We start from the raw sequence: 15,215 nt of genomic DNA, 5'->3' as shown, positions 1-15,215 counted from the left end.
ATTTAAAAAAAGCTCATTTCGTCTACCACGACAGACGGAATAAGCCTACTTCACTTCCTATGCTGTTTCTATTTTTTCGGTGTTGGACTTGGCAAACTTTCAAACGCATACCCATTAATCCCGGCAAAATCCATCTTTTTACGCAAATCACTAACAAACTGCGTAAAATAAAGCCCACGATCCATGCTGCCCGCATATTTTCTCAAGTCGTAATCGTAGGATAATGAATCGTATATGTGTTGTAAATCATCGACCAGCACCTTTTTCATATCCGCTTTTTTAATAGCTGGATCGATACTGCATTCGTTCACGAGCGCCTGTAATGTTTCCTTGAGCGCATCATTGTCATAGGAAGGGTGCGAGAGTAAAAATTTCAAATCGTACAAGTCTTTAAACCTCGGCCTAACAATCGTTTGATGCAGCTTCCACGCAACCTGGATAGACAGGGGCACAGTGTACGGAACCAAGAAGCTCTCCCCAATGGCAGGTTGGTACTGTAGCGGAACCGGTTCTGCATCCATTTCCAGGTTAAACGAAATATCCAGATCAAGCTCGTTATAGTCATTCTCTTCCCTTGTTTGACCTATAAAATAATAGGCAATATCCGTATTGATCGTCGGAAAATCATCTGCCATTGCGTAATCGATATATCTCCAAAATGCATTTTTTCGAAAACTTCTAAACACCACGCCGTCGTTCAGATCCATTTCGGTTACTTGGATCATCCATTGTGTAAATACCTCATGGGCATGTTCAACGTCCCTGATCTTCCCCGCATACAATAAATCGATATCATCCGCGTCCCGAATCTCTCGGTTGTCCAAATATTGTCTGGTTAGAAGACTGCCTTTTAATACAAAGGGCATATTCACAAGAGCAATTCTTCTCAACAGTGCTTCCAAAACAATGAGCTCTCTCGCTTCATATTCTAACTCTGCTACATCGTCGTATGTAATCATCCTGATCCTCCCTCTCATCATTAGGAAATCCAGCCGCTGTCCAGTTCCTCTCGGCTGTCATAAATGCATAGTTCGTATTGTTCTTTGATTAGCCCGATCTGATTTGCTTGCAAAATGGTATGAATCTTTTCTACTCGGTCATAAAACTGTTTCGGGCTTTCATATTCTCGGACGGTGATAAATCTCACTTTTCCATTCACATTCAAAGAGTTTCTCGAAATATGTCCGCCATGACCCTCACATAAATTTCGTAACGCCGCGACATCATCGACCTGTACTTTGCCATGCCATTCGAAGTAAGGCTTCGAGTTTTTTAGGATGGGCTGGTAAAAGTAGGTTTCTTCTTTTGGTGAAATCTCTACTTTTTTTCGGACGATGGTAAAACCGTTGTTTTGAAACATAGCTGCAATCTTTTCCATCGCTTTATTCGCTTCCTGAAAATCTGCTCGCTTGATTACTCCTGTTATCATCGGTTGATTGATGTAATTTCCCTGATCCAAAACGATCATGACCGGTTTCACTTGTTGCGATTGGCAAAGATCGATAAAAGCTTCCTTTTCATCAAGTTGTAGATCGTTGAAGGTAACATGAAACTCAAATTCCATTGCTTCACTCCCTGACTTTCTTGTATGGCTCATTCAATTCAATTCATTTCCTTTTCTTCCTATTTGTATCGACATAACTTTTCTATTTCTTCACCGTTTCGTTTAAATAAAAAAGTAGAGGTACGTTGAAAATCATTTCTCAACATATCTCTACTTTGTATGAGTGCTAGTTGCTAACCATTTAGCTTGGTGGTTGCTGAAAAGTCCAGAGAGTGTACTTTTATGGACCAATGCCCCAAGATTTCATCGAGTCTTAAAGCGTAAGTCCTGAGCTTTGAGCCTAAAGAGCTTTGATACGTAAGTTTTGAAAGCTGAGCTCTCATCTTTGAGCTTTCATCCTCAAATTCGCCAAATAATTATAGGATGGCCTAGTTAACCCACTAGGCAAGGGACTCTCGTTTATCCGCTATTCAAATGATTAGCAAATTACACTGTTAATCCACAAGATTGATTTTGGTAATCGTATTGGATTCGCTTAAAATAAAATCGACTTCACACTCAAACTCGTCAATTTCTTTACTAAGCGTATCCATTTTCTCTTTCAATTTCAATGGGTCTACGAGCTTCGCTTCATTCTGCTCTTTAAATGGTTTCGAGATCGCCTCCATTTCTGTATCCTTCACCTTGGAGTCTTTGCCAAAGTTCGCTTCGAGCAGCTTTTCTAAGCGCAGCTGTACTTCTTCATTTTTCTCTTCAACCTGCGTGACAGCGTGGTTGTAATCTCTTCTCATTTTCTCCAGCAGTGATTTCTCATATTGAATGGAGGTTTTTCGCTCGATTGCTTCGGCTACTGTCATTTTCTTGCCGCTAATCGTTACCATTGTCTTCGCGTTGGATTCGACGATAAGCGACTTAATTTTTTGTCTTCTTTTTATTAGATCAATGGTGGATTGGTAGTTTCGCTCTGTTGTTTCCACATACAGCTCTGTTGAAGTATAGCCAGATACGGGCTTCGGTCCAATAGCCGAAGATATGAAAGTCGTTTCATTGATTCCTTTTTGGATTCTTTTATCGAGTAATTTTAATTCTGACAGACCTCTTGTGATAGACATTTCCATCATGTCGTTCCTCCTCGTGGGGTTTGGATAGGAGAGTTGTTTATGTATAGGGGTACATTTGGTAGTTTACTATACAACTTTATGTAAATAGCTGTCAAATTACCCATGCAAAAAAGCCAGGGCCTACTCTCCCTGGCTATCTTACATCACAGAAGTCCTTCCTTTTTCCCTTTTTCTACCGCGTCATCCCGATTCCGCACCCCGAGCTTGTCATACAGACCCGATGCGTAGTTACGCACGGTCCCGTCTGACAGATACAGCTTGGAAGCGATCGTTTTATAGCGCATGCCTTCGGAAAGCATCTGCAAAATCTCCTGCTCCCGCTTCGTTAAACCATAAACATTCTCGTCGGCTTTTTCGCTTATTTTCGGTGCAACGAGCAAATCTTCCGGTTCGGTTACTGGCTGTGCATCCAGCATTTTATGAAACAGGTCCTGTGCAATCATCGTACCGCCGCGATGGACAAGGCGAATCGTTTCCGCAAGCTCGCGCGATTCAATCGATTTCAAGAGATACCCGTCTGCACCACTGCGCATGATTTCCTTGGCTTTTTCCGTATCCTGAAACGTTGACAGGACAAGGACACGAATACCGGGCCATTTTTCCTTGATTCGTTTTGTCGCAGTAATCCCGTCCATATTCGGCATCTCCAAGTCCATCAGCACCAGGTCTGGTTCCAGCTCCTCACACAGCTCCACAGCCTTCGCCCCATCCTCCGCTAACCCGACGACCCGCAAGTCCTGCTGTCCCTCGAGTATGGAGCGCAGGCTTTCCCGAATAAACGAGTGATCATCTACGATAAACAAACGAATGATTTCGTCAGCGTTCTCGACCATCCTCGGCACCAAACAAGTAATGAGCGTTCCTTCTCCCCGCTCTGAGTATACGGATACTCTTCCTTGCAATTGAGCGGCCCTCTCTTTCATTGTCGTGATCCCGAAGCCATCCTTCCAGTTTTCCACCCCGTGACCGTTATCCTGTACCTCCAGCCTCGTCTGTTGCTGCTCAAAATGCAAGGAAACGACGATGTCCGTAGCCTGCCCGTGGCGTACGGCATTCGTCAAAGATTCCTGCAAGCAGCGAAACAAGGTCATTTTCACCTGCTTACCAACAGGATACTCTTCTCCGATCGCACGAAACCGCACATTCACCTTTGCATGTATCTGAAACTCCTCCGCAAGCTGCCTCAGCGACTGAACCAAAGGAAGCGTTTCTTGCGGTGACCCCATCTGATGCAAGTACCCTCTCACTTCCTTCATGCCGTTTCGCGCAAGCTGCAAGAGGGAGTCGAGCTTTTGCGTCCCTTCCTGCGTAACCACATCCTGACGCAAGGTTTCCAGCCCCATGATGATCGAGACATAGGAATGCCCCATCGTATCATGCAGATCCTTGGAGAGTCGGTCCCGCTCTTCCAGCAGCGTCACTCTCTCGATTTGGGTGAGGTACTGCTCCAGCACACTGTTTTGCTTGCGAATAATTTCATTTTGCCGATGATTGACGATAAGCAAATGAAAGGCAAACCCCACCAAATAAGCAAGTCCTACTTGCGGGAATATCTGGAGCAATTCAATTTTCCGCGAAAAAAACATAATCAACAGTGGGATAAAAACAATCGTAATGGGAGCCGACCAGCGGTACGATTTCTCCGCACTATTGGCGGCAATCAAAAAAGCTGGCATCAAAAAAGTAAGATACGCCTCCGGAAACATAGACGTGAGATAAATCGATAATCCGCCAAACATGAGCATTTCTGCAATCAGGTAGTAACGATAGTTCAGCAGTAAACAAATCCACGGGACGGAAAAAACCATAACTTCCCATAAAATAACAATCCATAAGGGTAGAGTAAGAGAATCTACATATTGTGCAGTCGTAACGGTGAGAAAAAAGCAAATAAGCAAACGTAAAAAAAGCATCACCCAGTCATACCAGGCCCATTGTTTTACGATATCTAACAAACCATCATCTCCTAATTGCTTTGAACATCGAGCGGGTATACCCACCAATTAATTGTACCAGTCCCTTCCCAATCATGGAGCACCCGATCATGAGTATGAATCCTAAACTCATAATTTGCAATGCCATCAGATCTGAATCCACCCGGATCCCGAAAAAAGTTAACTCCAAATAAGGATAGAGCAACGGTGTGACCACAAAACATATGGGTGCAAGGTAGATGAGCACTCCGATCACCAGAGAGAGACAGCCTATGAAAAATTTTTGCATCAGCCAATAAACCGATACCCAGTTTCTCACATCCATTAATTCCGCCCTTGCCTGCATCCATTGATTTCCCTCTGCTCTTTGTCTCGTTTCCAAAGGTTCTATCGAAATATCAGTATAAATCTTCGTCTGAATACGTTCATGCTGGACAAAGTTTTGGGTTGTACGCAACACATTGGTCAGCAACGGAATTCCCACTACGGTAAATGACAAGCCCAAGCCAAGCACGATACTGACCATGTAAAAACACAGATAAAATACCCCCGAGACAAATGTATACAGCAAAAAGATAACATTTTGAAGGTTACGTATGATCGCTCTTTTCATTTAAGCAAATTCTCTCCTATCTATATCTTTTTTTCCGACACGATTATGACGGTCTGCCATTACCATAATCCACTGCACGTCACATGAACCAGTATCAAAATGTCATATGACAGGCTAAGTTATGTCATTTCATCAAAATCATTTTGTCAGTCGGAAAAGTGATGACAGGAAGTCACTACCGAGTATGACACGAGCTTCGGCATACTGTGTTCAAGCCCTCACTCTCAGAGTCGGTGCGTCAAACCGTATTGCCAACACAAAAAGGAGAATCGCACATGAAAAAAGTAATACAAAAAATGAGTCTCGTCGTTTTTCTTCTCTCCACAACCTTGATTTCCGCATGCACACAGTCGCTCGGTGCTGTGGAATCCACGCAGACTACTTCCATTGCTACCCAAGGACCGCTGGATGCCAAAGAAATAGAAGCGTTTGCCGATCCACTGTTTGCAGAAAAAATGAAAGAATACAATGTGGCTGGTTCCAGCTTTGTTGTCGTCCGTGATGGCAAAGTCATCGTGAATAAAGGCTACGGCTTCGCTGACAAGGAAAAGAAAATCCCTGTTGATAAAGACACGGTGTTCCAAATTGGCTCAGTATCGAAAACCTTTACCGCCTTGGCTGCCATGCAGCAAGTCGATGCGGGTAAAATTGACCTGCATGCCAATATAGAGGAATATCTCGGTGGGCTAAAAATTCCGAATAAGACAGGAAAACCAGTCACCATGTACGACTTGCTCGCCTACACACCCGGCTTCGAATTTCCGGACGAAACTACCTTTACCGGTCCACAATACATCGGGCAGGACATCTCGATGGATGAATTCTTTCCAAAGCACATGCCGGTCATCGTCCGACCACCTGGCGAAGTCTATACGTATGATAATACAGGATTCTTGCTCGCTGGCTACGCTGTGGAAAAAACAAGTGGAATCCCCTTTTACCAGTATATGGATGATAAAGTGTTCAAACCTCTCGGAATGTCCTCGACCAGTGTACGCTTGAAGCCTGAGCTCATGAAGAGAATGGCTACCAATTACTTTAATACTGGCGAGCAACGTCCGCTAGAAGGAACCAATCCAACTGATGGTCCGCAGGGAAGCATTATATCAACAGCAGATGACATGGCAAAGTACATGATCATGCACCTGCAAAACGGAAAATTTGACGGCAAGGAAATCGTCAGCCAGAAAAGCTTGGAATTGATGCATACGCACCAGTATTCCGAGGGTGACATCCCGATCACAACCTTAGGCTTTGAAAACTATTTTCCAGAGTATGCAAATGGTCAGAAAGTTGTTTTGAAGGGCGGAAACATGCCAGGCCATTCTTCCCTGATGGTATTGATCCCGGAACATAAAACCGGCTTTTTCATGTCCTACAACAATGATTCAATGGTTAGCGCTGATATTTACAAAGAATTCATGGATCATTATTTCCCAGAAACAGAGAAAAAAGCTGAGCCTGTTTACATGACCTTGAGTGAAGCGGATGCGCAAAAATATTTCGGGCTGTATCAAAATACACGTGCCTATTGGACACGCACTTCTATTACCTATGAGAATGGATCACTCGTGCTTGAGAGTGAGGCAACCGGAAAACAAAAACTGCGAATGATTAAACCATTGCTATTTGAAGATGAGACAGGCGAAAAAGTCGCGTTCAAGGAAGACAAAAACGGTAACATCAACTACTACTATTATACAACAGCAATAGGCGTTAACATTGCTGGCGAATCTCAAAGAATGGAAATGGAAAAGACCTACTCAGACGTCCCTAACACTAGCAGCTATAAGACCCATATCAACAACCTCAGCGCCCTTTCCATTATGGGAGCGAAATCAGGAAGTAAATTTGATCCTACAGGGACCATGACACAAGGCGAATTTGCTGACACCCTGATCAAAGCAGAAGGCCATTACGTAATGGCCGGGATGGAAGACGGGCTTAGACAGCAATTGGCCGCGGGCATCCCTAATTTGAACCCATCGGCACCAATCACAAGACAAGTCGCTGCTGCCATGATCCAAAATTTAAAGCAGCTTGAACAAGTGGCAACCAGCAAAGTGACGCTGCAAGACACAGCCGACGCTTGGGCAAAAGATGCGATCACTGCTCTCGTTTCACAAGGCATCGTCGATCCTGACACGAAGGTAAACGCAGATGGCTCTTTCACATTCCGCGGAAAAGATTTACTGAAGCGTCAAGAAGCCAGTGCCTTGCTTGACTTAGCATTTGGTTACTATTCATTGCCGATTAAACGATAAGCATCCTTTTCCTCTTATTGGGATAAAGTAGGGACTTGTTGTATACCCTACTCCTTTGAGGGAGGTGACTGGTCGTGGAAAATAGCGATAAACACAGGGGACAAGCTGAGCAAAAAGTTTCAAGTGACTTGAATGAGAAGGAAATCGAGCTTCAGCATCAATTTCAAATGTTCCCTACCCCTGATGAAAAACGCGCTTCAAAAGTGATTACCGAGCTGAAAGATTAATAACTACTCTCTCCCCACTTTAAGGCTGTCGAGAAACTCGGCAGTCTTTTTCATTTGCTCTTAGAACCTGCGTATGAGCCAGTGCCAAAATGCCATATGACAGAAAGTTACTACCGAGTATGACACGAGCTTTGCCATACTGTGCTCAAGCGCTCACTCTCGGAGTCGGTGCGCCAAAACGTATTAGCAAAACCCAAAGGAGAATCCCACATGAAAAAGGCTTTTCAAAAAATGAGCTTCGCAGTTTTTCTTCTCTCTACGAGCTTGATTACCGTATGCACGCAGCCACTCAGCGCAATGGAATCCAATCAGACTGCTTCCATTGCTGCCAACAACATAAAAGGACCGCTGGATGCCAAAGAAGTAGAAGCGTTTGCCGATCAACTGTTTGCAGAGAAAATGAAAAAATTTAATGTGAATGGTTCCAACTTTGTTGTCATCCGTGATGGCAAGGTCCTCGTGAACAAAGGATACGGCTTCGCTGACAAGGAAAAGAAAATCCCTGTTGATAAAGACACGGTGTTCCAAATTGGCTCTGTAACGAAAACCTTTACCGCTATGGCCGTCATGCAGCAAGTCGATGCGGGAAAAATAGACCTGCATCGTAATGTAGAGGCATATCTCGGCGGGGTAAAGATTCCCAATAAGACAGGAAAACCGCTCACTCTGTACGACATGCTTACCTACACTAGCGGCTTCGATATGCCTGACATCACTACCTTTACCGGTCCACAATACGTCGAGCAGTACATCTCGATGGATGAATTCCTTGCAAAGAATAATCTGCCGACCGTCACACGACCACCTGGCGAGGTCTATACGTATGATAATACTGCATTCTTACTTGCTGGCTACGCCGTGGAAAAAGCAAGTGGAATCCCCTTTGCCCAGTATATGGATGAAAAAGTGTTCAAGCCTCTCGGAATGACCTCGAGTAGTGTACTCTTTAAGCCTGAACTCATGAAGAGAATGGCTGCCCATTACGGTCCTACTGGCAAACCACAGCCGACAGAAGGAGTAATGCCAACTGTTGCTCCTGACGGAAGCATTGTATCAACGGGAGAAGACATGGCCAAATACTTGATCATGCAGATGCAAAACGGAAAATTTAACGGCAAGGAAATCGTCAGCCAGAAAAGCATGGAAATGATGCATTCCTTCCAGATTTTTGCAGAAAAAGACATCCCGGTCACAACAGTAGGTGGCTTTGAAAACCTATATAGAGAATTGGCAAATGGTCAGCACGTTGTTTTCAAGGGTGGAAACATGCCTGGCCACAGTTCCCTAATCGTATTGATTCCTGAACAAAAAACCGCCTATTATATGTCCTACAACAATGATTCGGATATGAGGTCTGATATTTTCAAAGAGTTCATGGATCATTATTTCCCCGAAAAAGAAAAAGCAGATCCTATTTACTTGCCCTTGAGTGAAAAGGATGCGCAAAAATATATCGGGCTGTACGAAAATACGCGTGCCTATTGGTTACGCACTTCTATTTCCTACGAGAACGGCTCACTCATGGTAGAAGATGCAACAAGTAGAAAACAAAAACTGCGAATGATTCACCCTCTGCTGTTTGTCAATGAGGAAGGCAGTAAAATCGCATTCAAGGAAGAGAAGAACGGTAACATCAAATACTTCTATTACTCCACGCTAAATAACGTCTCACATTCCGTTGCCTATTCACAAAAAATGGATCGGAAGCAGACTTATTCAGACGTCTCTGACACCAGTAGCTATAAGAACCATATCAGCAATGTCAGCGCTCTTTCCATTATAGGAGCAAAAAAAGGAAGTAAATTTGATCCTACAGGGACCATGACACAAGGCGAATTTATTGACGCTCTGATCAAAGCACGTGGCTTGTATGGATTTGCGGGGGTTGAAGAAAATGATAGAAAACAAGTGGCCGCAAGCATCCCTGATTTCAACCTTTTGTCACCTATCTCAAGACAAGCCGCTGTTGTTATGATCCAAACTTTGAAACAGCTTGAACCGGCGGCAACCAGCAAAGTGAAGCTACAAGACACAGCCGATGCATGGGCAAAAGATGCGATCACTACACTTGCTTCACAAAGCATCGTCGATCCTGATACGAAGTTAAGCGCAGATGGCTCTTTCACATTCCGCCCAAAAGATTTGTTGAAGCGTCAAGAAGCAAGTGCCTTGATTGATTTGGCGTTTGGTTATCATTCTTTGCCGGTTAAGTGGTAAGTAGCTGTTTCCTCTTTTTGGGATAGTGTAGGAACCTTTCTCCCTTGAGGATGATCTTTCTCTCCCCCACGGCTGTCGAGTAACTCGGCAGCCTTTCTTCTTTCAGAAAAAAATCCGGTTATCGGACATGGATTCAGGCCAGAACCTTCATCTCTGCGTAACTCTCGTGCTTTCTGACAGTAGCCTCTCACTCTGTTTGTGCCTATGCAATTCATCCCACCTTTTCCTGTACCTGCATGCCATTTTTCTTTCCTCCATTAATTTTGGGCATGCTTCAAAGGCTCATTCCTCCTCGGCGTTCGAGTTGGAATAAGCCTTTGAAAGTTTATCAAGTATGTTTGTTAAGTTTTTTAGTGTTTGGTTGTGTATCTACGACCTCACTATTAAGATGTAAACCCAGTCTACATATTTGTATGGATTATATGTGTTAAATAATTGGTTTTTTCAGCACTTGGTAACTCTACCAGTCCATCTCTTTCCCAAAATGATAAATTATAGAGCTTCAGTATCAACTTGCTCAGCGAATCCCGAATCTACTCAAATTATATCAAGATTTATTTAGTTACTTCACTCCAATAAAGTTGAGTCAAGTAAATTTAAATTTCTATCACTTATATCTTCCGGTGAGTTCGTTATGGCGTCTACATACCAATCTGCAAGCGGAATTATCTCTGATCCAGTAATAATATTGTTATCCATAAGGATGACTTTCCCACCCCTTTCAAATAATTTAATCATAGGCTCATAAAGATTATAATACTTTCGAGCTTTTAGTACTTTCTGATCTACTAACGCTGATAGTTCTAGATAATTTATACAAACTGACTTGATTAATTCACTTTCAATTGATTGAATTGCTGGACATACTTCTTCTATCTCTAATGTATATGAATATCCCAGCGTTTCTACAGCATTAACAAACGGACTATCGATACTTAAATATAAAAATCGTTCAAAATATGCCGCCCTTCTTAAAAATTCATTTATTAAGATCAAATGGGATTTCTTTTCTGGTTGTTCAAGCATAAAATTGATAGACGTAATTCTAGCTTGAGCATACTCTAGGTAGCTTGTAATAATCAGTCCGTCCTCATTTTCCCACTTTATCTCCATGTCTTGTTCTAAATCCAATTGATCTAAATATTGCTCACTTATATCACTGTGTTCCAAAATTACCTTGTCACGATAAGTAGGAAGATGGAAGGTAGCCTCACCAACAATCATTGAATTTTGACGAATATTAAAACTCCCTCCTCTTTCTAGTAATTGTATCAACGGTTCATACAAATCCTTATGTTCTAATGCAACTGATATCCCTTTATCTATTAAAGCTGACCATTCAAGATAGTATCGACACATATATTTAATAGTACCATTATGAATTTCTTCAAGTTTTGGACACCATTGAAGGACATCTATATCTAACTCTCTATCCATTACATCATATGCTGAAATAAACGGATATCTTAAAGTCTTTAATGTAATTGAATATTCATGAATAACACATGTAGCCCTTCTAAGGAATTCTTGCACTAATAAATGATGTGATTTGTAATCCTGGTTACGAATATTATCAAAATCAATTAATGAAATTCTTTCTGCGGCACTTATTAAGCTAGTATTTTTCATTTTACTTTATACTCCCACCGTGGAATTTACTATCTGTTTTATTTGAAGTGCTGTAACTTCGCGAGCTTCGGAGCTTAATTACGTCATACGTCTGTTCCTCAATTACAATATACATTTTTAAATTCGGGCGAACAAAAAAGCTCATTCCTCCTCATTGTTCAAGTTGGAATAAGCCTTTAAAAATTTTACGAATCTGTTGTCAAGTGTTCGTTAAGTTATTTTGTGTTGGGTTTGTTGGTTGTATATTACGACCTTGCTATTGGGGAAATGTGAGGCTATAAGTCTTCTTGTTTCAAACTCAAAATATATTCAAGTCTACCTTTCCATGTATCATCTGTTTGAATGATTTTATAATCAACCTTTTCTATACGTTCTTTGTACAAATTGATATCTTGAGAAAGTTGCTTCACATCATCTGTTTTAATATAATCCTCAAATTCTAAATTCCTTAAAAAAGTATCTAATTTTAGTAATAGAAAATCAGCAATTTCATTCTTTTTCAGACTTTCTAAGGCCAGACATACAAAAAATGCCGTTTTACTGAAATTTCCTTCGTTTAATAACCACCAGTCCTCCTCTAGAATTCTTGAAGAAGCCTGGGCAGAATTGTAATTGTTATTACCAATGTATTCTTCAAATCCAAATTCGACAGAATCTTTAATTTCTTCGTAGGTACTCATAACACACATCCCTTTATCTCATGCTATTAGTATAAACGTTTAATTTTATATTAGGGAATTTACGTCTAAACTCAAATATCAAATTTGTACAACTTTGGCACACGTCAAAATGTGAAAAAAAATCAATTTCACCCTTTATAGTAGGATCCTTAATTTTTGAAGCAATATCCTCTAAAATTTTGGCTTCAGTATCTTGGTATCTTGGAAAGCCGTCCTCTACATATGTTTCAAATACTCTATCGTTTTTTAGATGTGTAAAATTATCAAGATCTGCAAATAAATCATCCAATGTATTAATTTGACTATGAGAAATATAGCCTTTCTCGATTCCAGAAATATCAACTTTAGCGGAGGCTAGATTACCTGTTTCTAATCTTCTCAGTTTTTGCTCTAAAATTCTTCTCTGTTTACTTGAAAGATTTTTGAAAGCATCAGATTTTCTTATTTCATCTGCTTTTTGCTTTATTTGATCTCTTATGTTTTTAGTTCTATTGTAAAGATCATCAATTATTCTCTCAGGCTTATTAACATTACCTGTCCCCTCATTACCATTATCACTACGACGATGATTCCCTCCACCACCGCCTCCATTTCCATTCCCGTGACTGTTCCGCTTTTCGATAAAAACTACTGGCCAACTAATTCCACCACCGTCAATTGGATTAGTCCACATCACTCCAACTCGTATTTCTATTTCACCTTTCATCAGTTTATGAAATTCTTTAATTATCTCTTCTAATTTAATCATCGACTCTGCAAAACTCTTAGCCGCCGTCTTTAGCTTTCCATCCTTAAGAATGACGTGCATTAGTTCATCGATACTGGAATTAGGCAAAAGGACACCTTTCCCATTTCCCTCATGGTCACCAGACTTTTTCTTGCCATTCGGCCCATCCAATTTATCGGCCATTTTCACTGTCCGTGTAACGGCTGTACCCGTACCAGCACTAAGAGCACTTACCGCTACCTCTGCAACCACCATGTCTTTCTTGAACTCATTCTGGCCCTTCTCATAGCTTTGTTCTTCTGATCTGGTCCACAGACCGCCTTTAAGCAAGTTATCCTGATCGTATTGGGCGTCTTTCACGAATGGGTCGATATAGTCATCGTATAGCCCTTGTCCAACCGACTTTGCATCGGATTTGATTTGTTCCCACGATTTATTGCCCGTTACCGTATCTCCCACGTAATTGACTGCATCCGTAGCGGTTTCTACAGCTCCTCTCGCGAGATCATTTCGTTCGAGGAGAGAAGGTCGCTCTTCCCCAGTCACCCCTTCGTAAATGGCGTCTACCAGATACGATGTTGGTAACGCGGTCGACGCAATATCTCCGGCATCTACTACCACATTCCACAAGCCTAACAAGGTATCTCCGAGAGCATCTAATTTCCCTTTCGCCTCAGCAATCTGGTTGCCTTCTGCTACATACAGAAAAGAGCTTATTCCTCCTCATCACTTGAGTTGGAATAAGCCTTTGAAAGTTGTTCTAAACGTGTTTGTCAAGTTTTTAAGTGTTTGGTTTGTTGTATTGTACGATCTAGTTGTTGGGGTTGTAAATGACTTTACAAAACTATTTTACAGACTCCTTATTGACGCTCTCTAAATCGGCTTTTATTTAGTCAGCTTCTCATATTTTCTTTTTATTTCTCCTATAAACTCTTCAAGATATTCTATCTGATTTTCATTTAATACTTCTTCATAATTGATTTCTTGTGACAAAAGTATGACTCTTTTCATATCATCAATATCACTTTTACTAATTTCAACATCATGCCTAATCATTAATCTGATGATTAGAGAGATGGTAATAATAGTGTTAATATTATTTGATACGATGTGTTCATAAAACGATTGATAACAAATCCCTGCGGCCTGTCCATAAGTACGATCATTTAGTGAAACTTCATAGTAAAACCTATCCGTTATTAAATACTGAAGTTCAAAAAACTCAACTTCTTCAAATAAAAGTTCATCACTCATTTATGTTCCGCCCCCCTTAGTTTTATAAATCACTTCTATTTCGATTTTGGGATATTTTTCTTTAAATTGGCCTATAACATTACTACAACTAGAACAGCAATCTAAATCAGTATACATTTTAATTTTACCGACAGCCTCTTTATTTTCCCCTAACTTAGTCGCGATTTCATTTAGTATTTTAAATTCTGTATCTGTAGCCCTATCCCAAGCCTCTTCACCATTTACAACATTCTGTTTGTTGACCTTTTGGGTTATTTCTACGACTTCGCTATCATCTGTAATCTCAATTACAAAGCTGTTGCTATCCTTACCAGCTTGCATACTATAGACTCCTTTTTCTGTTATCAGTTCAATTCTCTTATCTGTTCTGTTCCCTTCTGCTGTTGCAACAGATCGTGCATTACACCTTGGTATTTCCGAGGTATATGGTATTCATTTGCCTGACCCTCCAGTTTTGCTAACTGAGCCACTTTTTCAGCCAATACTTGCCTTATTTGTGCCAGATGTTTTTCTGCATCCTGAATTATTTTCGCCGCTGTTTCCTTTGCATCTTCAAGTTCTTGTTCCTGCTGTGCTTGAACCGTCTCGTTATACTGCACAAGTTTCCTGCAATCTGATGCTTCTTGCTCTAGTCTGTCTATGAGTTCTAGTGCTTGCTGGCGTGGCAGGCCATCCTTCTGACCTGCTACCGCATCCAAATGCTTCGCATGTTTCAACAACTGCTGAATCTCTTCGCTAACCTGAAAATCTGTAAGTCCTGCTTGCTGCAACTCTGCCGCCTGCTTACGTAATTCTCTTGCTTGCTGACAATAACCACGAATCTCATCCATAAGCTGTTCGTATGCTGCCCGAGCCTGGGCAATAGACCTCACTTCTTTTTCTACTTCCTGTGCTAGTTGCTGGTTCTTCAACTCTTCTGCCACTACCTGTTCACGTTTTGCCATTCGTTTCGTCCTCCTTTGATTTTGGACATGCAAAAAAAAGCTCATTCCTACTCATAGTTCAAGTGGGAAAGAGCTTTGAAAGTTTATCAAGTGTTTGAATT

Annotated in this window: 14 protein-coding genes; 3 read left to right on the top strand and 11 right to left on the bottom strand. The window is 41.4% G+C overall.

Annotation, left to right across the window (positions count from 1 at the left end):
• Window positions 1-68: 68 nt before the first annotated feature.
• From ODZ53_RS10995 to ODZ53_RS10975, 5 genes are all read right to left on the bottom strand, one after another.
• A complete protein-coding gene (locus ODZ53_RS10995) occupies window positions 69-959 on the bottom strand; it encodes a nucleotidyl transferase AbiEii/AbiGii toxin family protein (protein ID WP_372676973.1) in 891 nt (296 codons plus the stop codon).
• 20 nt (window positions 960-979) lie between these two features.
• Window positions 980-1,564 (bottom strand): hypothetical protein, encoded by a 585-nt coding sequence (locus tag ODZ53_RS10990; protein WP_372676971.1) that lies wholly within the window; start codon window positions 1,562-1,564, stop codon window positions 980-982.
• A 434-nt stretch (window positions 1,565-1,998) separates the two neighbouring features.
• Complete coding sequence (locus ODZ53_RS10985; protein ID WP_064202523.1) at window positions 1,999-2,622, bottom strand: hypothetical protein; 624 nt, start codon at window positions 2,620-2,622, stop codon at window positions 1,999-2,001.
• Between the two features lie 146 nt (window positions 2,623-2,768).
• Window positions 2,769-4,580 carry a response regulator gene (locus ODZ53_RS10980; protein ID WP_372676969.1) on the bottom strand — a complete coding sequence of 604 codons (1,812 nt, stop codon included), beginning with the start codon at window positions 4,578-4,580 and terminating at the stop codon, window positions 2,769-2,771.
• Window positions 4,581-4,584: 4 nt separating this feature from the next.
• Window positions 4,585-5,172 carry a sensor domain-containing protein gene (locus ODZ53_RS10975; protein ID WP_372676967.1) on the bottom strand — a complete coding sequence of 196 codons (588 nt, stop codon included), beginning with the start codon at window positions 5,170-5,172 and terminating at the stop codon, window positions 4,585-4,587.
• A 275-nt stretch (window positions 5,173-5,447) separates the two neighbouring features.
• On the opposite strand from ODZ53_RS10975, the gene ODZ53_RS10970 reads away from it, so the two are divergent.
• From ODZ53_RS10970 to ODZ53_RS10960, 3 genes are all read left to right on the top strand, one after another.
• On the top strand, window positions 5,448-7,436 hold the full coding sequence (locus tag ODZ53_RS10970) for a serine hydrolase domain-containing protein (protein WP_372676965.1): 1,989 nt from the start codon (window positions 5,448-5,450) through the stop codon (window positions 7,434-7,436).
• A 74-nt stretch (window positions 7,437-7,510) separates the two neighbouring features.
• On the top strand, window positions 7,511-7,663 hold the full coding sequence (locus tag ODZ53_RS10965; RefSeq protein ID WP_172141946.1) for a hypothetical protein: 153 nt from the start codon (window positions 7,511-7,513) through the stop codon (window positions 7,661-7,663).
• Window positions 7,664-7,873: 210 nt separating this feature from the next.
• The gene (locus ODZ53_RS10960) at window positions 7,874-9,880 is read left to right on the top strand and encodes a serine hydrolase domain-containing protein (RefSeq protein WP_372676963.1); all 2,007 of its coding nucleotides are present in this window, start codon (window positions 7,874-7,876) and stop codon (window positions 9,878-9,880) included.
• Window positions 9,881-10,447: 567 nt separating this feature from the next.
• On the opposite strand, the gene ODZ53_RS10955 is transcribed toward ODZ53_RS10960, so the two are convergent.
• The 6 genes from ODZ53_RS10955 to ODZ53_RS10930 form a co-directional block, all read right to left on the bottom strand.
• Window positions 10,448-11,509, bottom strand: coding sequence for a hypothetical protein (locus tag ODZ53_RS10955; protein ID WP_372676961.1), 1,062 nt, complete (start codon window positions 11,507-11,509; stop codon window positions 10,448-10,450).
• 275 nt (window positions 11,510-11,784) lie between these two features.
• A complete protein-coding gene (locus ODZ53_RS10950) occupies window positions 11,785-12,189 on the bottom strand; it encodes a hypothetical protein (RefSeq protein WP_372676959.1) in 405 nt (134 codons plus the stop codon).
• 13 nt (window positions 12,190-12,202) lie between these two features.
• Window positions 12,203-13,555 (bottom strand): deaminase domain-containing protein, encoded by a 1,353-nt coding sequence (locus tag ODZ53_RS10945; RefSeq protein ID WP_372676957.1) that lies wholly within the window; start codon window positions 13,553-13,555, stop codon window positions 12,203-12,205.
• Window positions 13,556-13,801: 246 nt separating this feature from the next.
• Window positions 13,802-14,170, bottom strand: coding sequence for a hypothetical protein (locus tag ODZ53_RS10940; RefSeq protein WP_372676955.1), 369 nt, complete (start codon window positions 14,168-14,170; stop codon window positions 13,802-13,804).
• Entirely contained in the window at window positions 14,171-14,491 is a 321-nt protein-coding gene (locus tag ODZ53_RS10935; protein ID WP_372676953.1) for a deaminase domain-containing protein, read from the bottom strand. It lies immediately after the preceding gene.
• A 23-nt stretch (window positions 14,492-14,514) separates the two neighbouring features.
• Window positions 14,515-15,114 carry a hypothetical protein gene (locus tag ODZ53_RS10930; protein WP_372676951.1) on the bottom strand — a complete coding sequence of 200 codons (600 nt, stop codon included), beginning with the start codon at window positions 15,112-15,114 and terminating at the stop codon, window positions 14,515-14,517.
• Window positions 15,115-15,215: the final 101 nt, after the last annotated feature.

The sequence above is a fragment of the Brevibacillus sp. BD137 genome, assembly GCF_041644655.1.
In the GTDB taxonomy this organism is placed as follows: Bacteria; Bacillota; Bacilli; order Brevibacillales; family Brevibacillaceae; genus Brevibacillus; species Brevibacillus brevis_D.
Note: the sequence above shows the minus strand (reverse complement) of the source record. Positions and strands in the feature narration are given on the sequence as shown.